Origin of the sequence: Bacillus sp. JJ1773 (assembly GCF_036962035.1) — a bacterium.
Lineage (GTDB): Bacteria > Bacillota > Bacilli > Bacillales > Cytobacillaceae > Cytobacillus.
The window spans coordinates 5,906-27,597 of the sequence record NZ_JBALNX010000033.1; the positions used below are offsets into that span (position 1 = coordinate 5,906).

At 42.1% G+C, this 21,692-nt stretch carries 19 protein-coding genes; 4 read left to right on the plus strand and 15 right to left on the minus strand.

All coding sequences use genetic code 11. The features are described from left to right. Positions 1-73: 73 nt before the first annotated feature. The 4 genes from V7127_RS08630 to V7127_RS08645 form a co-directional block, all read right to left on the minus strand. Positions 74-1,204, minus strand: coding sequence for an acyl-CoA dehydrogenase (locus tag V7127_RS08630; protein ID WP_335484903.1), 1,131 nt, complete (start codon positions 1,202-1,204; stop codon positions 74-76). A 49-nt stretch (positions 1,205-1,253) separates the two neighbouring features. Beyond that, positions 1,254-2,105, minus strand: coding sequence for a 3-hydroxybutyryl-CoA dehydrogenase (locus V7127_RS08635; RefSeq protein WP_335484908.1), 852 nt, complete (start codon positions 2,103-2,105; stop codon positions 1,254-1,256). 136 nt (positions 2,106-2,241) lie between these two features. Then, entirely contained in the window at positions 2,242-3,429 is a 1,188-nt protein-coding gene (locus tag V7127_RS08640) for an acetyl-CoA C-acetyltransferase (protein WP_335484911.1), read from the minus strand. Between the two features lie 251 nt (positions 3,430-3,680). After that, positions 3,681-5,792 (minus strand): (Fe-S)-binding protein, encoded by a 2,112-nt coding sequence (locus tag V7127_RS08645; RefSeq protein ID WP_335484914.1) that lies wholly within the window; start codon positions 5,790-5,792, stop codon positions 3,681-3,683. A gap of 230 nt (positions 5,793-6,022) precedes the next feature. On the opposite strand from V7127_RS08645, the gene cls reads away from it, so the two are divergent. After that, entirely contained in the window at positions 6,023-7,225 is a 1,203-nt protein-coding gene (gene cls / locus V7127_RS08650; protein WP_335484917.1) for a cardiolipin synthase, read from the plus strand. Between the two features lie 128 nt (positions 7,226-7,353). On the opposite strand, the gene argS is transcribed toward cls, so the two are convergent. The 4 genes from argS to speE form a co-directional block, all read right to left on the minus strand. Then, positions 7,354-9,024, minus strand: coding sequence for an arginine--tRNA ligase (argS, locus tag V7127_RS08655; protein WP_335484920.1), 1,671 nt, complete (start codon positions 9,022-9,024; stop codon positions 7,354-7,356). Then, positions 9,021-9,467: a DUF1934 domain-containing protein gene (locus V7127_RS08660; RefSeq protein WP_335484923.1), complete on the minus strand. Its 447-nt coding sequence runs from the start codon at positions 9,465-9,467 to the stop codon at positions 9,021-9,023. Before V7127_RS08660 ends, argS begins: the two co-directional genes overlap by 4 nt. A gap of 163 nt (positions 9,468-9,630) precedes the next feature. Next, the gene (gene speB, locus V7127_RS08665; RefSeq protein ID WP_335485178.1) at positions 9,631-10,503 is read right to left on the minus strand and encodes an agmatinase; all 873 of its coding nucleotides are present in this window, start codon (positions 10,501-10,503) and stop codon (positions 9,631-9,633) included. 197 nt (positions 10,504-10,700) lie between these two features. Further along, complete coding sequence (gene speE / locus V7127_RS08670) at positions 10,701-11,528, minus strand: spermidine synthase (RefSeq protein WP_335484926.1); 828 nt, start codon at positions 11,526-11,528, stop codon at positions 10,701-10,703. A gap of 261 nt (positions 11,529-11,789) precedes the next feature. On the opposite strand from speE, the gene V7127_RS08675 reads away from it, so the two are divergent. Continuing rightward, positions 11,790-13,850, plus strand: coding sequence for a transglycosylase domain-containing protein (locus V7127_RS08675; RefSeq protein WP_335484929.1), 2,061 nt, complete (start codon positions 11,790-11,792; stop codon positions 13,848-13,850). 702 nt (positions 13,851-14,552) lie between these two features. On the opposite strand, the gene V7127_RS08680 is transcribed toward V7127_RS08675, so the two are convergent. Together V7127_RS08680 and V7127_RS08685 are read right to left on the minus strand one after the other, a co-directional pair. Beyond that, positions 14,553-15,065, minus strand: a complete 513-nt coding sequence (locus tag V7127_RS08680; RefSeq protein ID WP_335484932.1) for a YwhD family protein — start codon at positions 15,063-15,065, stop codon at positions 14,553-14,555. Between the two features lie 32 nt (positions 15,066-15,097). Continuing rightward, complete coding sequence (locus tag V7127_RS08685) at positions 15,098-15,754, minus strand: site-2 protease family protein (RefSeq protein ID WP_335484935.1); 657 nt, start codon at positions 15,752-15,754, stop codon at positions 15,098-15,100. A gap of 185 nt (positions 15,755-15,939) precedes the next feature. Between V7127_RS08685 and V7127_RS08690 the strand changes: the two genes are divergently transcribed. Next, a complete protein-coding gene (locus tag V7127_RS08690) occupies positions 15,940-16,125 on the plus strand; it encodes a 2-hydroxymuconate tautomerase (protein ID WP_335344689.1) in 186 nt (61 codons plus the stop codon). A gap of 54 nt (positions 16,126-16,179) precedes the next feature. Here V7127_RS08690 and V7127_RS08695 read toward each other — a convergent pair whose 3' ends face one another. The 3 genes from V7127_RS08695 to V7127_RS08705 all read right to left on the minus strand — a co-directional run bounded on the left by V7127_RS08695 (position 16,180) and on the right by V7127_RS08705 (position 18,412). After that, positions 16,180-16,689, minus strand: coding sequence for a YwgA family protein (locus V7127_RS08695; protein ID WP_335344690.1), 510 nt, complete (start codon positions 16,687-16,689; stop codon positions 16,180-16,182). Positions 16,690-16,711: 22 nt separating this feature from the next. Then, on the minus strand, positions 16,712-18,025 hold the full coding sequence (locus tag V7127_RS08700; protein ID WP_335484938.1) for an HD domain-containing protein: 1,314 nt from the start codon (positions 18,023-18,025) through the stop codon (positions 16,712-16,714). Positions 18,026-18,187: 162 nt separating this feature from the next. After that, positions 18,188-18,412: a DUF1450 domain-containing protein gene (locus V7127_RS08705; protein WP_066296587.1), complete on the minus strand. Its 225-nt coding sequence runs from the start codon at positions 18,410-18,412 to the stop codon at positions 18,188-18,190. Positions 18,413-18,796: 384 nt separating this feature from the next. On the opposite strand from V7127_RS08705, the gene V7127_RS08710 reads away from it, so the two are divergent. Continuing rightward, on the plus strand, positions 18,797-19,543 hold the full coding sequence (locus V7127_RS08710; protein ID WP_335484941.1) for an RsfA family transcriptional regulator: 747 nt from the start codon (positions 18,797-18,799) through the stop codon (positions 19,541-19,543). A gap of 99 nt (positions 19,544-19,642) precedes the next feature. On the opposite strand, the gene V7127_RS08715 is transcribed toward V7127_RS08710, so the two are convergent. Then, positions 19,643-20,470 carry a lipoate--protein ligase family protein gene (locus V7127_RS08715; RefSeq protein WP_335344693.1) on the minus strand — a complete coding sequence of 276 codons (828 nt, stop codon included), beginning with the start codon at positions 20,468-20,470 and terminating at the stop codon, positions 19,643-19,645. 128 nt (positions 20,471-20,598) lie between these two features. Beyond that, complete coding sequence (pta, locus tag V7127_RS08720) at positions 20,599-21,576, minus strand: phosphate acetyltransferase (RefSeq protein WP_335484944.1); 978 nt, start codon at positions 21,574-21,576, stop codon at positions 20,599-20,601. Positions 21,577-21,692 lie beyond the last annotated feature (116 nt).

The window sequence follows — 21,692 nt, forward strand, 5'->3', positions numbered from 1 at the left end:
GCGTTTTGGATGAGGTCCTTTGGAAATACGCATAAGGAGACCGTCATAATTAGTGTTTTAAGTGAGTTCGCTATTAAAGATGCTTACTGATAACCAATCTCTGAATTTCGCTCGTACCCTCGTAGATTTCGGTGATTTTCGCATCACGGAAGTATCGTTCAACTGGATAATCCTCTGTATAGCCATAGCCCCCAAATACTTGGATGGCCTCTGTTGTTACTTCGACAGCTGTTTTGGAAGCAAACAGCTTTGCCATGGAGGCTTCCATTCCACATTTGATTCCTCTTTGGCGAAGATCAGCTGCACGATAGATTAAGAGCTTCGATGCTTCAACAGCCGTAGCCATATCTGCCAGCTTGAATCCGATCCCCTGCTGAGCAGCAATCGGCTTTCCGAATTGGACACGCTCTTTCGCGTATTCCGCCGCCGCTTCAAGAGCCGCTTCTGCAATTCCAAGCGCCTGGGCGGCAATACCGATTCGGCCTACCTCCAAATTAGCCAAGGCAATCTTAAAGCCATGTCCTTCCTCCCCAAGTAGATTCTCAGCCGGAACTCTCATATCCTCAAAGCTTAGCTGAAGCGTTCTGGAGCCATGCAAGCCCATCTTTTTCTCGTCTTTTCCGATCACAAGACCCGGCGTATCTTTTTCAACGATAAAAGCGGAAATCCCTCTGCTTCCGAGCTCAGGATTAGTTAAGGCGAATACGATATAAACATCCGCTTCCCCGCCGTTTGTGATAAAAACCTTGGATCCGTTGATCACATGATGGTCACCTTTTTTAACAGCCTTTGACTTCAGGCTTCCCGCGTCAGATCCGGCACTCGGCTCTGTTAAGCAGAAGGCGCCAAGATATTCGCCTGAGGCAAGCTTCGGAATATACTTTTTCTTTTGTTCCTCTGTACCGAAATAAAGGATTGGATTGGTCCCTACAGAGGTATGGACGGAAAGGATAACGCCAATCGTTGCACTCACCTTTGATAGCTCATTGATGGCAATGATGTAGGAGGTAAAATCCATTTCCGCACCGCCATACTGTTCCGGAATGGGAATTCCCATTAGGCCGAGCTCCCCCATTTTTCTTAGAATTTCACGTGGAAACTCGCCTTGCTCCATTTTTTCAATAAAAGGTGCTATTTCGGATTGGGCAAAGTCTCGCACCATTTTTCTCATCATTTCCTGCTCTTCTGTAAATCTCAGGTTCATTTGCAGCCCTCCGTTATTCCTATCGGGTGATTTTTATTTAAGGAAATGCCTATTCGTACGTATAAAAGCCTCTGCCTGTTTTACGTCCCAGCCAGCCGGCCTTCACATATTTTCTTAACAGCGGGCATGGGCGGTACTTATCGTCACCAAAGCCCTCATGAAGTGTTTCCATAATATATAGACAAGTATCAAGTCCAATAAAATCCGCCAAAGTAAGCGGCCCCATCGGATGATTCATACCAAGCTTCATCACTTCATCGATGGCTTCCTTAGAAGCAACCCCTTCATATAGGGTAAAAATGGCTTCGTTTATCATCGGCATCAGCACTCGATTTGACACAAATCCCGGAAAGTCATTGACTTCAACTGGTACCTTTTTGAGCGTTTTCGTAATGTCTTCAATTGTTTGGTAGACGTCATCTGCTGTTGCAAGACCGCGGATGATTTCTACAAGTTTCATAACAGGAACTGGATTCATAAAGTGCATGCCAATCACTTTTTCCGGCCGCTTTGTGGCAGCTGCAATTTCTGTGATTGGTAACGATGACGTATTACTTGCGAGGATGGCGTGTGCAGGCGCAATGTCATCCAGCTGGCTGAATATTTTCGTTTTGATCTCCATATTTTCCACAGCAGCCTCAATAATAAGATCCACAGCTTTGGCATCCTGCAGATCCGTAGATGGCGTGAGATTGTTTAGAATCTCTTCCATTTGCTCGGCCGTCATCCGTTCTTTTTCAACTTGACGGGAAAGGTTCTTTCTGATCACACCTAGACCGCGATCAACAAATTCCTGATTTAGGTCATTTAAAAGCACGCTGTAGCCTGCTTGTGCACAAACCTGGGCAATCCCAGAGCCCATTTGACCCGCTCCGATTACCATGATTTTTTGTACGTTCATTTTTGCTCCTCCGTTCGGTTGAATGTATATATTGGCTGATGATTATTGGGGTGTTAAATTTGATTTGGCTGATAAATAGGCTAAATTGGCTGACAAATTTAACATGGGCCGACAAATAACGAATTTAGCCGTTCATTTAGTTTTTCGGAACTTCAATCATGATGGCATCGCCTTGGCCGCCGCCGCTGCAAATCGCCGCGATGCCGATTCCGCCGCCTCGACGTTTTAATTCATGCATTAATGTCAGGATAATTCTCGCTCCACTCGCACCGATTGGATGCCCTAACGCGACCGCACCGCCATTTACATTGACCTTATTTTCGTCAAGACTGGCAATTTTTCCGCTTGATAGCGCGACAGCTGCAAATGCCTCATTAATTTCAAAAAGATCAATCTGCTCAACGGATTTCCTAGTCTTTTTCAAAAGCTCGTTGATCACAAGCCCTGGTGTTTTTGGAAAATCCTTCGCCTCCACCGCAATGGCAGTGTGACCGAGAATAACCGCTGCAGGCTTTCTTCCTTCACGAACAGCTCTTTCCTCGCTCATTAGGATTAATGCAGCCGCTCCATCATTCACACCAGGCGCATTGCCGGCCGTAATCGTGCCCTCTGGACCGAATGCCGGGCGAAGCTTCGCCAATTTATCAATGGAAGTATCCTTTCGAGGAGACTCATCCTCGGAAATCATAATGGGTTCTCCTTTTCTTTGCGGCACCGAGACTGGAACAATTTCCTCCGCTAGCCTTCCAGCTTCCATTGCAGCAATGGCCAATTCATGACTTCTGAGAGCCCAGCGGTCTTGCTCTTCCCGGCTAATGTCCATTTCTTCCGCCGTTTCGTTTCCGTACGTCCCCATATGAACCCCTGTGAAACTGCAGCTTAATCCATCATGTGTCATTAAATCCTTAACTTGTGCATCCCCCATGCGTAATCCCCAACGAGCTGTTGGCAGAAAATAAGGAGCTTGGCTCATTGATTCCATTCCACCAGCCACGATTACCTCTTCATCACCGAGGCGGATGATTTGATCCCCTAATGTGACACTACGCATGCCCGAAGCACAAACCTTATTAACGGTTTCTGTTTTCACTTTCCACGGAATCCCTGCTTTTCTTGCAGCCTGACGGGAAGGAATTTGGCCTTGCCCACCTTGCAGTACCGTTCCGAGAATGACTTCACCGACTTCCTCCGGTTTGACACCAGCACGAGCTAAAGCCTCTTTTACAGCAAAACCGCCAAGGTCTGAAGCCGAAAAGCTGCTTAATCCCCCAGCAAACTTACCAAATGGCGTTCTTGCTCCACCTAAAATTACGGTTCTTCCCATCAGAATCTCTCCTTTGTTTTACTTATTTTTTTCAAACCTTCCTGCCCAATTGATTCATAGCGATCAAGCCATACGACTGAACGCTCGCTCAATGTCCATCCAAAAAAATAACCCCTATATTGTAAGCGCTTTATCTATAATTCTATTTTACTTTAAAAATAGTTAAAATTGAAATACTTTACGAAAAATTCTTATAGTTCAGCTCCAATTTTCGGAAATATCTTCCAACTGGAGCTGAACTAATCATTTTATTAAGAAACTAAAGTTTGCTTCTCCCCGATGACGGATTTTTCAAGAATTTCTGCTACATCGTAAGTATGAACGGTTTCTTCCACTTCCTTCGCCTTCGTTCCGTCCGATAGCATCGTTAGGCAGTATGGACAGCCTGAGCTGATGATGGATGGACCTGCGGCTAATGCTTGTTCTGTACGAGATACGTTAATGCGGTGGCCAGTTTCTTCCTCCATCCACATTAAGCCTCCGCCCGCTCCACAGCACATGCCAGTTTCGCGGTTTCTCTCCATTTCCACAAGCTTCACACCTGGAATGGATTTCAAAATTTCACGCGGCGGATCATAAACCTCGTTATAGCGTCCTAAATAACAAGAATCATGGAAGGTAATCGTTTCATTTACCGGATATTGCGGCTTCAGCTTTCCTTCCTCAACAAGCTTTGCAAGGATTTCCGTATGATGGTAAACCTCTGCCTGCAGCCCGAAATCAGGGTATTCATTTTTGAAAATATTATAGGCATGCGGGTCGATTGTGACGATTTTCTTCACTTCAGCCTTTTCAAATTCCTCTATATTTTTTGTCGCTAGCTCCTGGAATAAGAACTCATTTCCAAGACGTCTCGGTGTATCTCCAGAGTTCTTCTCCTTGTTTCCAAGAATGGCAAACTTCACACCCGCTTCATTCATTAATTTAGCAAAAGAAAGAGCAATCTTTTGGCTGCGGTTGTCAAATGAACCCATTGATCCTACCCAGAATAGGTACTCGAACTCTTCCCCAGCTTTATTCATTTCTTTCACAGTTGGTACATGAACATCCTCGCGTGCTTCACGCCAGTTTTCCTTCTCTTTGCGGTTTAATCCCCAAGGATTTCCTTGACGCTCGATGTTCGTCATTGCACGCTGTGCGTCTGCATCTAACTTTCCTTCTGTTAAAACAAGATAACGGCGAAGGTCGATAATTTTATCGACATGCTCATTCATAACCGGACATTGATCCTCACAGTTACGGCAAGTCGTACAAGCCCAGATCTCTTCTTCTGTAATGACGTCCCCAATTAAGCTTGGGCTGTATGCTAATCCAGCAGCTGCTTCCTCTGCCGCTTTTCCTGCACCAGCTAAGGCAATCTGATTGCCCATTGTATTCGAGAAAGCAAAGGTTGGCACCCACGGCTGTTTGGAAGTAACGGCTGCCCCATGATTCGTTAAATGATCACGAAGCTTTAGAATCAAATCCATTGGTGACAGCATTTTGCCCGTTCCCGTTGCAGGACACATATTCGTACAGCGCCCACACTCCACACAAGCATAGAAGTCAATCATTTGCAGCTGATTGAAATCTTCAATTTTGCCGACACCAAAGCTTTCCTGTGTTTCATCTTCGAAATCAATTTTTGTTAATTTGCCCGGCTTCTCAAGACGGTTGAAATAGACGTTGGCAGGTCCTGCGATTAAGTGCGCATGCTTGGATTGTGGCACATAAACAAGGAAGGCTAATAAGAAAATTAAATGAATCCACCAAGCGATATAGAATACAACAATCGAAGCGGTTTCCCCCATCCATGAGAAGGCTCCCGCAATGACAGATGCAACTGGCTCAGTCCATGCCGCTTCATGTCCGTGCCAGATCATGCTCATTCCATTTCCAAGTAAAACAGAAAGCATTAATCCACCGATAAAAATAAGCACTAGACCTGATTTAAAGCCTCTTTTTAAACGGACAAGCTTCTCCACATATCTGCGATAGAAGGCCCAAATCACAGCAATCAGTATCATTAAGGTAACAAGCTCCTGGAAAAACGTAAATCCTGAATAGAGAGGTCCAAGAGGCAAATGCGCACCTGGTTTGATTCCTTTAATGATGAAATCAATGGCGCCAAATTGGACTAGAATAAACCCGTAGAAAAACATGACGTGTATGATTCCACTTTTCTTATCCTTCAACAGCTTCTTTTGGCCAAAGACATTAACCCAAATTTTTCCTAGACGCTCCTTAACGTTGTTATCAAACTCTACCTTCTTTCCGAGTTTGATATATTCAATTCTCGTTTTAACAACATACACAAATAAACTGACTGCGTAAGCGGTTACAAGGAGAAATCCAATTAGATTCACCCACAACAATCCTGTCATTATCGTTAGCTCTCCCCTCTTAAAATGGATTGTCTAGCTTATAATTCAAAAATTTTCAATACGATAAAATTTTCAGAAATTATTCCTTGTCTCTATTATATTATGAGTGAGCATTCAGTCAACACATTTTATTTTAAAAATTATTTCTGATTGACTGCTTGCTTTAAAAAAATCATATAAATGATTGGGCTGGAGATAATAATTGGAAACCATCACGAGGAGGAGAAATAATGAAAGTAACCTCCATTCTTTTAATAATCGTTCTTTTGATCGCTCTTTGGCTGACACTTGATTTTTATTTTGGACGAAGAAATCAATTAAGCAAACAGACAAAGAAGGAGTATCCCTTTTGGAATAGCAGCCTGGATATTTTTACAGAAGGACCGGCATTATTCGAGGATCTTTTTTCGGAAATAAAAAAAGCAAAGCTTCACATTCATATATTATTTTATATTGTTAAGGACGATCAAATTAGTACAGAATTCTTAAATATCCTGAAGCAAAAAGCTCGGGAAGGAGTTGAGGTCCGCCTCCTTCTGGACTGGCTTGGGAGCCATCTGATTGATAAAAAAACGATCCAGTCTTTAGAGAGTGAGGGTATTCAGTTTTCTTTTTCCCAGCGGCCTAAGTTTCCTTTCCTGTTCTATACGCTGCAGGCTCGCAATCATAGAAAAATTACAGTCATTGACGGAAAAATCGGTTATATCGGCGGTTTCAATATTGGCAAGGAGTACATCGATTTAGATCCTAAACTGAGTCCATGGCGAGACTATCATTTGAAGATTGAGGGTGAAGGTGTAAACGGACTGCAAAAGGAATTTTTGACTGATTGGCGTCATGATAGCAAAGAGGATTTGCTGGATCATCCAAACTATTTTCCTACACTCCCTCAGGGTCCGTGCAGACATCAATTAATTCCCTCTAAAGGTGCGTTTCTGGAGGATACCTATACTATGCTAATTCGGAAGGCAGAAACGAATATTACCATTGGAACACCTTATTTTATTCCCAGCCAAAAACTGCTGCGTGAATTGTCTAATGCCCTCTCAAGAGGTGTCAACCTTACCGTACTTGTCCCAAAGACATCGGACCATCCTCTTGTAAAGGAAGCTTCGTATTATTTTTTTAGAAAATTAATTAGGCAGGGTGCGGCTGTTTACGAATTTAAAAATGGCTTTTACCATGCTAAAACTCTTATTATCGATGATAATATTTGTGATATTGGCACGACAAATTTTGATTTTCGGAGCTTTTTTTTAAACTACGAAATTAATTGTTATATCTATGATTATGACTTTATTCAGAAGGTGCGGCAGGTAATTCAATCAGACATTCGCCAATCCGAACGAATGACGCTCGCAAAACTAAACCAGTTTAACCCAATCCGGTCATTTAAGGAATGGGCGGCGCACTTGATTATATTGTTTTTGTAATATCCTTTAGTTCCTGTTTTTCTTGAATTCGTGAAAGTTTTGGAAAAAAACAAAAAAGCTGGCACGTAATTAGGAGGGAGGGCCCGCTCGATGGGGCTCTGCCTCTCTTTTACATGTCAGCAATCTTTTTACATTTTCTCCGGGGCCGAAACTCCGATTAGGGCAAGTGCATTTTTCAATGTAGTTTTAACTGCTTTGATTAAAGCAAGTCGTGCTTGCGTCCGTTCTGGGTGGTCGGTATCTAATACTTTTTCAGCATTGTAGAAGCTGTGGAACGCCGATGCCAATTCGAAAATATAATTAGTGATTCGATGCGGCAATCGTTTTTGTGCGGCTTCCCCTACTGCTTGCGGGAATTCGCCCAGCTTCTTCAAAACGTCTATTTCCTTTACAGCCGAAATTAAGGAGAAGTCGGCAGAGCGGCTCACAGATAATCCCTGCTCCTCGCCTTGTCGTAAAATACTGCAAATCCGTGCATGCGCATATTGCGCATAATAAACAGGATTTTCATTAGACTCGGAAACGGCTAAATCCAGGTCAAAGTCCATATGCGTGTCCGCACTTCTCATCGCAAAGAAATAGCGAGTTGCATCCAATCCTACCTCTTCCACTAGATCACGCATCGTTACCGCTTTTCCTGTCCGTTTGCTCATTTTCATTTTTTCGCCGTTTTTATATAAATGAACGAGCTGAATAACTTCTACTTCAAGTGTATCATGGTCGTAGCCTAATGCTTGAATAGCTGCTTTCATACGAGGAATATAGCCGTGATGGTCAGCACCCCAAATATTAATCAGCTTTTCAAAGCCTCGCTCCAGCTTATCCTTGTGGTACGCAATATCTGGTGTTAAGTACGTATAGGAACCGTCATTTTTGATCAAAACGCGGTCTTTATCATCGCCAAAAGTTGTAGAGCGGAACCAGGTTGCCCCCTCTTCCTCAAAAATATGGCCATTGTCCTTCAATGCTTGTAAAGCCGTATCAATTTTTCCATTATGATATAAAGATGTTTCAGAATACCACACATCAAACGGCACACGGAATTCCTCTAGGTCAGTCTTCAGCTTCGCCATTTCAACCTTTAATCCATATTCACGGAAGAAATCGAAGCGCTCTTTTTCATCCACATGAACATATTTGTCGCCGAATTCCTCAGCAAGCTTTTTCCCAATCCCAATAATATCCTCGCCGTGGTAGCCGTCTACAGGCATTTCTTTTTCCAATCCTAGTGCTTGGAAGTAACGTGCTTCCACTGAATACGCAAGATTATTAATCTGGTTGCCTGCGTCATTAATATAGTATTCGCGGGAAACATCATAGCCAGCCTTAGCTAAAATATTGGATAGAGAATCCCCTACAGCCGCACCACGAGCATGGCCAAGGTGAAGGTCCCCAGTCGGATTGGCGGATACAAACTCAACCTGAACTTTTTGATTCGCTCCAACATTTGTTTCTCCGTACTGATCGCCTGCTTCAAGAACAGCTGGAATTAAATTCGTTAAATAGCTATTGTCCATGTAAAAATTAATAAACCCTGGGCCCGCAATCTCCATTTTTTCAATGGAGGCTTTCGATTTATCAAAATTCGCAATCAGCGCCTCGGCAATCATTTTCGGCGCCTTTTTCGCTACGCGTGCAAGCTGCATCGCCATATTCGTGGAATAATCCCCATGCGCCTTTTCCTTCGGCGTTTCCAAAATAACGTTTGGCATTTGTTCTTCAGTTGCTAGATTCGCTTTGATCACAGCCGCTTTAATTTCTTCTTTCAGTTTGTTTTGCATTTGCTCTACACTGTTCAACTTTCTTCCTCCTCTTCGAATGTAATCGATAAATGGTATGTACCTGAACTTGCGCCTTGCATTTTCAATTCATATAAAAGGTCGATAGAGCCGTTCCCGGTTTGTTCGTTAAACTGGTGATCCAGCCTTTTTGTCATCGTTTCAATCTCAAACACGCCATAAGGTGTATGATAGCTTCCCTTAAGCTTTTTATTCATGATAAAAGGGAGCCTCATTCTCACAGCGCCGCTTCGCATAATAAGACCTTCTTTATCGGATACCTTGATGATTGTTTTGGCCATTCCTTCTTCCATCGCTTCCTCATATTGAAGAAACCGGGCATTTTCCTTTATATAGTATCGACCAAATGCGATGAGTTCAAAAGTATCTTTGCTTTGCCCATCTCGAATGTCTGTCTTTACTTTAATTTTAACAGGCATTTGCTCCGCTGGTCTAGTAGACAACGGCCACACATCCTTTTCGTAACATTATAGTAGACTTTAGCGAAAGGTTCTACTCTTCCCTGTATTAGGTTTACTATAGCCTATTTTAAAAATGGAAAAAACGGAGACCTCTGTCTCCGTCATCGCTTTTTAAAAAGATAAGCTCAGTCCTTTCCGCTTTTTCTTATTTCACCCAGCCCAAAATCATTTCGCGAATGAGCTTGCTCGCCGTGTTAGCTGTTTGCTCAGATGGGTCGTATATAGGTGCAACCTCTACAAGATCGCAGCCAACTACCTTTACATTGGAGCGGGCAATTTCATGAATGGAAGCCAGAAGCTCCTTCGATGTAATGCCGCCTGCGTCCACAGTGCCAGTTCCTGGAGCATGAGCAGGGTCAAGCACATCAATATCGATCGTTACATATACGGGACGTCCCGCAAGCTTTGGCAGAATTTCTTTTAACGGCTCTAACACATCAAATTTCGAAATGTGCATGCCGACTTCTTTTGCCCATTTGAATTCTTCCTTCATTCCAGAACGGATACCAAAGGAAAAAATATTTTGAGGCCCGATTAGATCACAGGCTTTGCGGATAGGTGTCGAGTGGGATAATGGCTCCCCTTCGTAATTCTCACGTAAATCCGTATGTGCATCCATGTGAATAATCGCTAAATCCGGATATTTTTTATACATTGCCTTAAAAACCGGCCATGAAACTAAATGCTCTCCGCCCATGCCAATCGGAAATTTACCTTCTGCTAAAAGCTGGTCAATAAATTCCTCGATTAAATCCAAGCTTTTCTGCGGATTTCCGAATGGCAGCGGAATATCGCCGGCATCATAATACTTCACTTCTTCTAATTCACGGTCTAAATAAGGGCTATATTCCTCGAGCCCAATAGACACCTCACGAATGCGCGCAGGACCAAAACGGGAGCCCGGACGGTAGCTGACGGTCCAGTCCATCGGCATTCCGTAAATGACCGCTTCACTTTCTTCGTAATTCGGATGGCTTTTTATAAAAACATTGCCAGAGTATGCTTCATCAAAACGCACCACTGTCATCCCTCGTTCGTATTAAATTTGGGGTCTCTAGCCCCTTGATAGTGCTATAATCAGCGATATTTTTGAATTAATGCTAAATCACATGTACTTTTTTATCTAAAAAACAGTTTATCAGCCAAATTCAACGATTTATCAGCCAATCGACATTTTACTGCCCATTAACACGCATATATTTTGGTACTAAAAATTTACTCCACTAAATCCTTCACAAATTTCGGCAATACAAAAGCAGCCTGATGAAGCTCTTTTGTATAATATTTTGTGTCGATTTCATGGAAGCGGTCTTCGCTAACCTCTAGTGGATCATACTTTTTAGAACCGATGGTGAACGCCCATAATCCGCTTGGATACGTTGGGATGTTCGCCACATAAAGACGTGTAATCGGGAAAATTTCCTTAACGTCCTTTTGAACATTGCGAATTAAATCGGCTTTAAACCAAGGGTTGTCTGATTGCGCGACAAAAATTCCGTCTTCCTTTAAAGCTTTGGAAATCCCTGCATAGAAGCCTTTTGTAAAAAGATTCACAGCTGGACCAACAGGCTCAGTGGAGTCAACCATAATCACATCGTATTCATTTTCGCTTTCTGCAATGTGCATGAAACCATCGCCAACTTTAACATCCACACGCGGATCGTCTAGTTTGCCTGCGATTTCCGGTAGGTATTTTTTAGAATACTCGATGACTTTTCCATCAATATCAACAAGCGTTGCCTTTTTCACGCTTGGATGCTTAAGAACTTCGCGAATCACTCCGCCGTCCCCGCCTCCAACTACTAAAACATTTTCAGGGTTCGGATGTGTAAACAACGGCACATGAGCAACCATTTCATGATAAACAAATTCGTCCTTCACTGAAGTCATAACCATGCCATCTAGTAAAAGCATATTGCCCCATTCTTCTGTTTCCACCATTTCAAGCATTTGAAAATCTGTCTGTTCTGTATGTAAAGTCTGCTTAACCTTCATTGTAATGCCAAAATTCTCTGTTTGTTTTTCAGTAAACCAAAGTCCCATTTATCTAACCATTCCTTCCGTAAAAAAATCGATTATTTACTGTCGATAACAATTCTTTTTTATACTTCCCAATCTGAATAATTACAAACATGAGAAAAAGTATAGATGAATCTAGCAAAAAAGCAAGAAAAAATTGAATTTTGCTTAAGAGAAATGTTTAAAACGAAAGGTTTGTTTCAATACTATTGAGAGATGGAATTTTTCCCAAATTAGAAATTTATAAAAGCTAGTAAACACTTTGGAGAGGTGGTGGTTTTCACGATGGAGATTATGACGAATCAACGTTTCAAAAAAGCTGGTAAGGTTTTACGCGCCATCTTTATTTTTAGCTTAATTGGTTTTATCCTGGCTGCTATCATCATGGCTGGCATTTTGCTTTATGCTAAGGTTCTTGGGCCTCCGCCTCTAGCTGTTCCGCAGTCAACCTTATTCTACTCTGATAGTGGAACCGTGATCGGGGAAAGTCATAATGGCCAAAAGCGGTATTGGGTAGAGCTTTCAGACATTAGCCCATACTTAGTGAATGCCACCGTTTCGATTGAGGATCGTAAATTTTACTCCCATCATGGGTTTGATTATAAGAGAATTGCAGGAGCCATCATTGCTGATGTTAAAGCAATGGCCAAGGTACAAGGGGCGAGCACCATTAGCCAGCAGTATGCCCGAAACCTATTTCTTGAACATGAAAAAACATGGAAGCGTAAATTGAAGGAAGCCTTCTATACGATTCGGCTTGAAATGAACTATTCGAAGAAAGAGATTCTTGAAGGCTACTTAAATACTATTTATTATGGCCATGGGGCCTACGGAACAGAAGCGGCAAGCCAGTTCTATTTTGGGAAGCATGCCGGAGAATTAACTCTTGGGGAAGCTTCCATTTTAGCCGGAATTCCAAAGGGCGCTGGTATCTATTCCCCACTCGTATCAATCGAAAATGCTAAAAATCGGCAAAAGATCATTTTAAACACGATGGTCGAAAATGACTATATTGATAAAAAGACAGCTGAAGCTGCTTTGCAAGAACCGTTGACCTTAGTTGGGAAGCATCTCCATACAAAAGCTAAAACAGCCCCTTACTTTCAGGATGCGGTTCGCCAAGCATTGAAAACAGAGCTAAAACTGGATGACCGGATCATTGAATTAGGGGGATTAAAGGTTTACACCACCTTGGATATGAAGCAGCAGGAAATCGCAGAACAGACAGTGGATCAATTAATCTCAAAGGATTCTGAAATCCAGGTTGGAATGGTTTCGATGAATCCGAAAAACGGGCATGTCAAAGCGATGGTCGGAGGAAGAGATTACGCGGAAAGTCCTTTTAACCGCGCCGTTCAGGCCATTCGCCAGCCGGGTTCAACTATGAAGCCACTGCTCTATTACGCTGCCTTGGAAAATGGATTTACTCCTTCCTCTCTAATGCGAAGTGAGCCAACCACTTTCCGATTCGATGACGAAAGACCTGACTATACACCGAAAAACTTTAACAGCCAATATGCGGATGGCGATATCACCATGGCTCAAGCACTAGCCCTTTCAGATAATATTTATGCTGTTAAGACTCATCTTTTCTTAGGAATCGATACACTCGTAAACACAGCTCAGAAATTTGGAATTTCTACAAAAATGAACAAAGTTCCTTCCCTGGCACTGGGCACATCTGGTGTTCGGATAATCGAAATGGCAAATGCCTATAGTATATTTGCGAACGGCGGAAAAAAAGTGTCGCCTGTCTTAATCACAAGGGTTGAGAATCATAAGGGAGAAATTATTTACGAGCAGGAAAAAGAGGCACTTCCTATATTGCGACCTGATTTAGCTTATGTGATGACCCAAATGATGACGGGCATTTTTGACCCGAGACTGAATGGATACACAAGCGTCACGGGGCGATCCGTTATTAATGATATGACTCGGACCTACGCGGGGAAATCAGGCTCAACGGATACTGACAGCTGGATGATCGGCTACTCACCGCAGCTTGTTTCCGCCGTTTGGACCGGCTTTGACAAGGGAAAAACGATTCATAAAACAGCAGATAAATCATATGCAAAAAATATTTGGATTCGTTTTATGGAGGAGGCGCATCAGGGGTTGCCAGTCAAAGGCTTTAAACCGGTAAAAGGAACAGTCGGTGTCTATGTGAATCCGGAAAACGGCAAATTAGCCACTGATGAATGCCCTGTTAAACGTTTAACGTATTTCGCTAAAGGCACAGAGCCGACCGAATATTGTACAGCTCACTTGTTATATCAAGAGGAGAAGCCAGGTGTAAAAGATCAGCCTGAGAAGAAGCCTTGGTATAAGCGATTGTTTAATTGGTAAAAAGAAGGAAACCTTCTTCGGATTTGGGGTCGGCATTTGGAGAGCTTGTCGCCCTTCCTATGGAAAAGTGAGGTCGAAGGGCATCATGAGGGGGGCTAACGCCATTCCTATGGAAAAAGCAAGGTACAAGGGCGATTAAAGGGGGGCTTAACCCCCTTCCTATGAAAAAAACAAGGTACAAGGGCGATTAGAGAGGGGCTTAACTACCTTCAGATGGAAAAATCAAGGACCATGGGCGATTAGAGGGGGTCTTAACTACCTTCCTATGGAAAAATCAAGGGCCATGGGCGATTAGAGGTGGCCTTAAATCCCTTCCTATGGAAAAATCAAGGGCCAAGGGTGATAAGAAGAGGTCTTAACTACCTTCCTATGGAAAAAACAAGGTACAAGGGCGATTAGAGATGGCCTTAAATCTCTCCCTATAAAAAAACATCATCAAAGAGGCGTCATTAAATCTTTCCCTGTTCTTGGGTGCCGCCATCCAGTGTTTCCATAAGATCTTTCTAAATCAACGTTTCCAAAAAACCGACAAAAAAAAGTGAAAAACCTCGTGCCAAAAAGCCCGAGGTTTTTCGTGTCCTAGTTCTATACAGTGCATTCACACTGTTAAATAGTGTACTATTTTTTATTAGATTTGGGCAAGTAGTTAGAAATTTTAGTCAGTAATCTGTCACAATTTCGTCATAAATCAAAAAGATTATTTTAATTTTCTTGCAAATCATCCTTCAGTTGTTGTAGAGATCGTTCCCACATGCCGGCATCGTGATTTTTCAGAAAATCACTTAGAACTTTCTTCGATTTGGCATCCATATGATCAACCATAATATGGCGTTTAATCGATTTATCCATACGGTTTACATGCTCCGGCAAGGATTTATAGCCTCTGCGAATTTCTCTATCAACAGTCATTTCACAAGCCGTCACACCTGCATAATAAGGACCTTTCTCTTTGCGGTCAATCGTTACCCAAATTAGCCAATACGGCTTTCCATTTGGCACATCTTCCTTATTGGGCAGGAATTTAATACCCTTTTCCACTGGGCTGCGGGCATGCAACGCACCCACTTCAATCGTTGCCTCCCCCGCCTCCACGTCAATGATGACAGGCGAAACATTATCCAAACTTAACGACCCTGAGCCAAAGCCTCCATGTCCGTCAGTCGGATCACTCTTAATAATATTGAATCCAATATTTTTCTTCTTTTTTTCTTCCAACTTGTAGTTCCTCCTTTTTTCAAAAAAACCTTTTATAAAAATATCCCACCAAAGAAGTTAGCTAACCCATCTGCAACGACAGGCAAAACAAAACGAAAGATTGGCTGAATCGTATATTGGTCGAGCGGCGTGATCACAAGAATTAAGAAAATGACCGATCCATATGCCTCATATTGTGTTAATCGCGGTCTAATCGATTTTGGCATTAAATCCTCCACAATGCGATATCCGTCCAAGGGCGGGAGCGGGATTAAGTTAAAAATAAACAAAACTAAATTGAGATGGATAAAAATATTTAAGAAGTCTAGGACAAAGGATGGTAATCCAGCTGCGACACCCATTCCGACCATAGCATACCAAATAAGAAACCCTAAGCTCGCCATGATTAGATTGCTGATAGGGCCGGCAATGGATACCGAAATTCCTGCTAAACGCGGATTTTTAAAGAAGAATCTGTTAACCGGAACAGGTCTTGCCCAGCCAAAGCCTGCAATAAAAATCAGAATGGTTCCAATTGGATCTAAATGCTGAATCGGATTTAACGTCAGTCTTCCTTGATTTTTCGCTGTTGGGTCGCCAAATTTATAGGCGACAAACGCATGAGCAAATTCATGAACGGTAAAAGCAATCATTAACGTAATCGCCACATAAGGAATTTCCTTTAAATTAAAGGCTAAAAATTGTTCCAAGGCCAAAACCCCTTTAATTACAACTTAAAAAAATTATACACGATATTGAGGATAAAAGGAAAACGAACGAACTACTTGCACATTTTTCTGAAATATGAAAAACTACAAACATTAGGAAAAGCTGAGGTAAACCGCCTGTAAAATCAAAGCGGAATACCCCAGCCAACAAAAAAGGAGAGATCCCCATGCCATATGTAACAGTAAAAATGCTAGAAGGCCGTACAGAGGAACAAAAGAAATCACTCGTTGAGAAGGTAACAGACGCAGTAAGCGAAACAACAGGAGCGCCAAAGGAAAATGTTGTTGTGTTTATCGAGGAAATGTCCAAGAATCATTACGCTGTTGCTGGCAAGCGTTTTAGCGACCAATAATTTGTGCAGGGGTGCGACAAGTCCCCCTACTTCCAGCAGTAAAGCCGGGCAAGCTCAATGCCCGGCTTTTTCTTTCAAGCTTTCAATATATTGATAAGCAGTCTCCACTTCTTCCTCCGTATAGCGCTGCTTGCTTTTTAACGTAAAAATCTTCTCTTGTACTTCTTCTTTCGGCAGATTTTCGAAAAAAAGTACGGTCGATACTAGCTCAAGGAATCTTGCATTTTGACTGTTCATATCAGTCAAGCAATCTTGAAGATTGGGCATAGTCACCTCTTCATTAAGGCTCAAGAACTCCTTGCCATTCTCCGTTAATGTATAGCGATACTGGTAATAGCCACCCTTCTTCTCCTTAACCTCATTGAGGAAGCCCATATTGCATAGCTCCTCCACTCTTAAAGTCAATTCCTCCGAGTAAGGACCATAAAAGTGAAATTGAAATCTTTCCTGGAAAGGGAATTCTAGTTTTTTTGCGATATATACCATTTTCTGAAGCCGTTTCCGTCCAATTATTTCTTCTGAGGCAGCAATGGCATGAATGATTTTAGCATGATCTTTCAACAAGATACGTCAACTCCTACTCCATTTAATACCGTGACACGTCTATTTCAAGAAGCTTGCAAATGTCCTTTTTTATCGCTGGTTCCGTTGAAAAGTCTTTTAGAAAATCTGCTGGATAATATAATTTATGGTCGGTTCTCCTTTTTCCAGAGATCGCATCGACAATTTCAGATTCCCGGGAAAGCTCCCGAATTTCTCCATTTTTCATAAGCAAAGAAATCGGCAGCCGTTCTTCTTCTTCTCCCGGCCGGTAAAAATCATATGGAAGGTCGGAAGAGGAATCGACAACTAGATAATACTCAGGATCAATTCCTGCCTTTTGAAATAGAATGGACAGCTCCGCAAGCTTTTTATATTCCTTTGCAGGATCAAATTCAGCATATTTAAATAGATTGCGATTCATAAAGCGGCGGCAAAGGTCCCGTAAAATAAGATCCTCTTCTTCCTGCCACATTTGAAAATAATAAAGAATGATTGCTTCATCAAGTTTAATATAATCTTCAAGTGTAATTTTCCCATCAAACATCGAAAAGAAATGATAAGGATGTGATTTGAAAGAATAGCCCTGCTTATGTAAAGCTTTAGCGCGATGCAAAATTTTCGTTAAAATCACTTCGGCGCTTCTTGTCACAGGATGAAAGTATACTTGCCAATACATTTGGTACCGGCTCATAATATAGTCCTCAACGGCGTGCATGCCGCTTTGTTTAAAGACAACCTGATCTTCCCCCGGCTGCATGACGCGCAAAATCCGCTCCATATCAAAATGGCCGTAGCTGACCCCCGTATAGTAGGCATCCCTTTGCAAATAATCCATGCGGTCGGCATCGATCTGACTGGAAATAAGGCTTACGACTAATTTGTTTTTTGACGTTTTCGCGATGACTTCAGCAACCTTCATAGGAAAATCAGCACTTATGGTTGAAAGAACATGGTTGACTTCTGTTTTTCCGAGAATGATGGCTCTTGTATAGTACTCATGGTCGAGGTCAAAGACTTTTTCAAATGAATGGGAAAATGGGCCATGTCCTAAATCGTGGAGTAAGGCTGCGCATAGGGAGAGGAGGCGGTCATCTTCATTCCATTCCGGCCTGCCGTGGAAAACATCATCGGCAATTCGCCGAATAATTTCGTAAACCCCCAAGGAATGGTTAAATCGGCTATGTTCAGCCCCATGAAAGGTTAAGTAAGTAGTCCCGAGCTGCTTAATTCGTCTAAGGCGCTGAAACTCCTTTGTCCCAATTAAATCCCAGATTACCCGATCCCTCACGTGAATATAGCGATGGACAGGGTCTTTAAATACCTTTTCTTCACGTAACTTCTCCACCGGATATGCCATCATTTACCTCCGATTTTCTAATGTGTCTCTATTATAGCCCGTTTCCTTCTGCAATTCACTACAGAAAATCTGCTAATTCTGCAGAATTCGACGAAATCCTTGATGTAGGCGGGTTATAGCGAGGAAAACAAAAATCACCTCAAGGCGATCTTTAAGGTGACTTTATTTCTTAAGCTTTTTATTAACTTTTTCCATTAATTCCTCTTCTGTTAACCCAGCGAGGGGACGATTATTGACGAAGGCAAATGTTTTCTTTCGGCCTGGTCCACAATAAGATTGGCAGCCTATCTCGATTTTCGCTTCTGGATCTATTTCCTTCAAACGGGGAATTAAGGTTTTTAAATTAACACCCTGACAATCGTCGCAAACACGAAATTCGTTTGCCATATTTATTACAACCCTTTCTATGGTCTATCTTAAAAAATATTTATACAAAACGGGGCAAATGCCGCCTGAAATTAAGATAAAGGTGAAATTTTAATCATCGAGGGTCCTGCAGCATTCGAGTATAAAACTATCTGAACCTGCGCTTCCCCTTTTCTTTTCTCTTGCTGTATTTTACAGCTTCTTTCCTTCTAATGCAAGCTGTCGCCTATTTTAAGCACTGACAAATGGCTAATAAACATATGAATCTAAAGTGTTCAGAATACCTATCTATTGAAAAAATAAAAAAATCTACTATCCTTTTAATTCACTTTGTATATTTTTCTTCTGAAATGTCCATCCTTATATTAAGAATTAAAAAATGTAAATGAATTGGGAGTTGAAGAAATGAAAGTTCGTCAGGATGCATGGACGGAAGAAAATGATTTATTACTAGCTGAAACCGTTTTAAGACATGTAAGAGAAGGAAGTACGCAATTAAATGCTTTTGAAGAAGTGGGGGACCGCCTCGACCGAACTTCTGCGGCCTGTGGATTTCGCTGGAATGCAGTAGTGAGGCATCAATACGAAAAGGCTTTACAGCTCGCTAAAAAACAGCGGAAGCAAAGGCAGCGCTTGCTTGGAAAAGAACAAAACGGAAAGAAAAAGCTGCTCTATTCGCCGCCTGCACCAGCCATTTCAGAGGTTGAAGCCGTACCTGCTGCGGCAATGATGTTATCAGCACCTGCAGAACAGGATGAATCAATGGAAATTATCGAAGCAAGCCCTATTCCTGTCTATGTGGAGAAACCAAGCTACACAGGCGGAGCTTTAACAGGAGATTCTGATTTAAATCTCGATCGCATCATCACTTACTTACAATCTTTAAAACACTCGAGTATTCAACTAGATATTTTGAGAAATGAGAATGAAAGATTGAAGCGAGAGAATGCACAGATTAAGAGCCGAAACGAAGAGCTAGAGGGTAAGATTAATCAGCTCGAAGAAAATTCGGAAACAATCCAAGAAGATTACGAGACGCTAATGAAGATTATGAACCGTGCCCGCAAACTCGTCCTCTTTGAGGAAGAAGAAAGACCAGCAACTAAGTTCAAGATGGACCGAAACGGGAACCTCGAGAAATTAGCAGAATAAATATAAATATAAAACTTCCAATTTTGGGAGCAGGAGAAGGAATTACATCCTCGATTATTTTTAAAAAAGCCGTAACGCTCTGTTACGGCTTTCTCATATTCATCCAAGCACCTTTTCGTTACGTTCGACCATACGTTGGTGATACCCTTCAAATAGCAAAATCTCCTCACCCTGCAGTTCACCTGAAAATAAATGTTTAGAGCGATTCTTTAATGCTTGTAAAAACCGAAGCATAACATCCTGAATCGAAAGACTTTGCCCCAGCAATTCAGATAAAGAAGCCATCACCTCAGGCTTTATTTCTGGAAAAAGGAATTTAGTTTCAATGTCTTTCTTGGAAATGGCATAAAAACGTTCAATTTGGGCAGCACGAGCACTCCCGCTTCCATGAACACAAAGATAAATCTGCACGGCCACCCCATTTCGCAGGCGCCTTTGAGAAATACCGGCAAACTTTTTCCCGCCTATACTTAAATCATAGCTTCCCGGACAATAGGAACCGACAATCTCCTTTGCCTCTATTTCTTTATTAAAATCAGAAAACATTTCCTTAATGAGCATCCACATCACATCATAGCCCCGATTAATATCAATGCCCTTATCACTTTCTGAAAAAACTAGAGTTAAATTTAAGATCCCTTCATCCAAAACAACAGCCAATCCGCCAGAATTTCTGACGATGACGCGATAACCCTCATTCTGCAAATAGCGGATACCCTCTTCCAGAAAAGGGAGCTTTGTATCCTGGATGCCTAATACAACCGTATCACGGTGAACCCAAGCCCTTGCCGTTGGAGGTGCCATGCCGCTCCCAACCGATGCACAGAGGGTATCATCCATTCCGAATGAATATAAAGCAGGCAAATGGACGGCTGCTGACGATTGATCAATCACTCTCCATTGATCTTGCTGTAATAAGTCATTCATATAGTGGTTCTCCTTTTGAGCGAATCCTTTTCATATAACACTAACATTTATTAGCCAAGCACATTATATCAGCAACAATATCGAAAAAAAAGAGACGGACTTAAGTCCGGCCCTCAATCCTAGCCTAATCAATCTCTCAATGCCTGTGCCGCAGTAATTAAGGCTAGTTTATAGACATCCTCTTCATTGCATCCGCGGGAAAGGTCGTTAACTGGCTGGTTCAACCCTTGTAAAATAGGGCCGATCGCCTCAAACCTTCCAAGACGCTGAGCAATTTTATAGCCGATATTTCCTGATTCCAAGCTTGGGAAAATAAAAACATTCGCATCTCCTTGAATCGGTGAATCTGGTGCCTTCTTTTTAGCCACAGATGGGACAAATGCCGCATCAAACTGAAACTCTCCATCAATTAATAACTGCGGATTCCGTTTTTTTACCTCTTCAACAGCCGCAATAACTTTATCGGTTTCTGGCGACTTCGCTGATCCCTTCGTTGAAAAGCTCAGCATCGCTACTCGCGGCTCAATACCAAACATTTTCGCTGTTCTAGCACTTTCAATGGTGATCTCCGCCAAATCCTGACTGCCCGGAGCAATATTTATAGCACAATCCGCGAAAACATACTCTTCATCCTCCCGAACCATAATGAAAACACCTGATGTTTTCCGCACACCTTCTATTGTTTTAATGATCTGTAATGCCGGACGAACAGTATCCGCCGTTGAATGGGCAGCCCCGCTTACAAGTCCATCCGCTTTATTCATATACACGAGCATCGTTCCGAAGTAATTTTCGTCCAGAAGAATTTTTCTCGCATCCGCTTCTGAAGCTTTTCCGCTCCTTCTTTCTACAAAAGCAGCAACCATTTCATCTACTAACTCAAATTGACTCGGATCGTAAATTTCCGCTCCCTCCAGAGAAAGATTCATCTCTTTCGCCTTTGCCTCAATTTCTTGAATCTGGCCAATTAAAATAGGCGTCAGAATTTTTTCTTCCGCAAGTCTCCCCGCAGCAGCTAAAATTCGATTATCCGTCCCTTCCGGAAATACGATTTTTACATTCTTCCCCTTGACCTTTTCCTGTAACTTTCTAAATAAATCTATCATTACTAACTCTCCTTTTGCTGGAAAAAATTAATCCTCTATTTTAATCTAATGCTTGGCTCTTTTAGCGTCAAATTCAATTCTTCCAATTTACCTCCTTTAACAAAGTATCCACAATT

What these genes read in the sequence shown, in the direction of transcription:
- V7127_RS08630 (WP_335484903.1), bottom strand. Translation starts at nt 1,204, where the DNA reads ATGAACCTGAGATTTACAGAAGAGCAGGAAATGATGAGAAAAATGGTG.
- V7127_RS08635 (WP_335484908.1), bottom strand. Translation starts at nt 2,105, where the DNA reads ATGAACGTACAAAAAATCATGGTAATCGGAGCGGGTCAAATGGGCTCT.
- V7127_RS08640 (WP_335484911.1), bottom strand. Translation starts at nt 3,429, where the DNA reads ATGGGAAGAACCGTAATTTTAGGTGGAGCAAGAACGCCATTTGGTAAG.
- V7127_RS08645 (WP_335484914.1), bottom strand. Translation starts at nt 5,792, where the DNA reads ATGACAGGATTGTTGTGGGTGAATCTAATTGGATTTCTCCTTGTAACC.
- cls (WP_335484917.1), top strand. Translation starts at nt 6,023, where the DNA reads ATGAAAGTAACCTCCATTCTTTTAATAATCGTTCTTTTGATCGCTCTT.
- speE (WP_335484926.1), bottom strand. Translation starts at nt 11,528, where the DNA reads ATGGGACTTTGGTTTACTGAAAAACAAACAGAGAATTTTGGCATTACA.
- V7127_RS08675 (WP_335484929.1), top strand. Translation starts at nt 11,790, where the DNA reads ATGGAGATTATGACGAATCAACGTTTCAAAAAAGCTGGTAAGGTTTTA.
- V7127_RS08690 (WP_335344689.1), top strand. Translation starts at nt 15,940, where the DNA reads ATGCCATATGTAACAGTAAAAATGCTAGAAGGCCGTACAGAGGAACAA.
- V7127_RS08700 (WP_335484938.1), bottom strand. Translation starts at nt 18,025, where the DNA reads ATGGCATATCCGGTGGAGAAGTTACGTGAAGAAAAGGTATTTAAAGAC.
- V7127_RS08705 (WP_066296587.1), bottom strand. Translation starts at nt 18,412, where the DNA reads ATGGCAAACGAATTTCGTGTTTGCGACGATTGTCAGGGTGTTAATTTA.
- V7127_RS08710 (WP_335484941.1), top strand. Translation starts at nt 18,797, where the DNA reads ATGAAAGTTCGTCAGGATGCATGGACGGAAGAAAATGATTTATTACTA.
- V7127_RS08715 (WP_335344693.1), bottom strand. Translation starts at nt 20,470, where the DNA reads ATGAATGACTTATTACAGCAAGATCAATGGAGAGTGATTGATCAATCG.
- pta (WP_335484944.1), bottom strand. Translation starts at nt 21,576, where the DNA reads ATGATAGATTTATTTAGAAAGTTACAGGAAAAGGTCAAGGGGAAGAAT.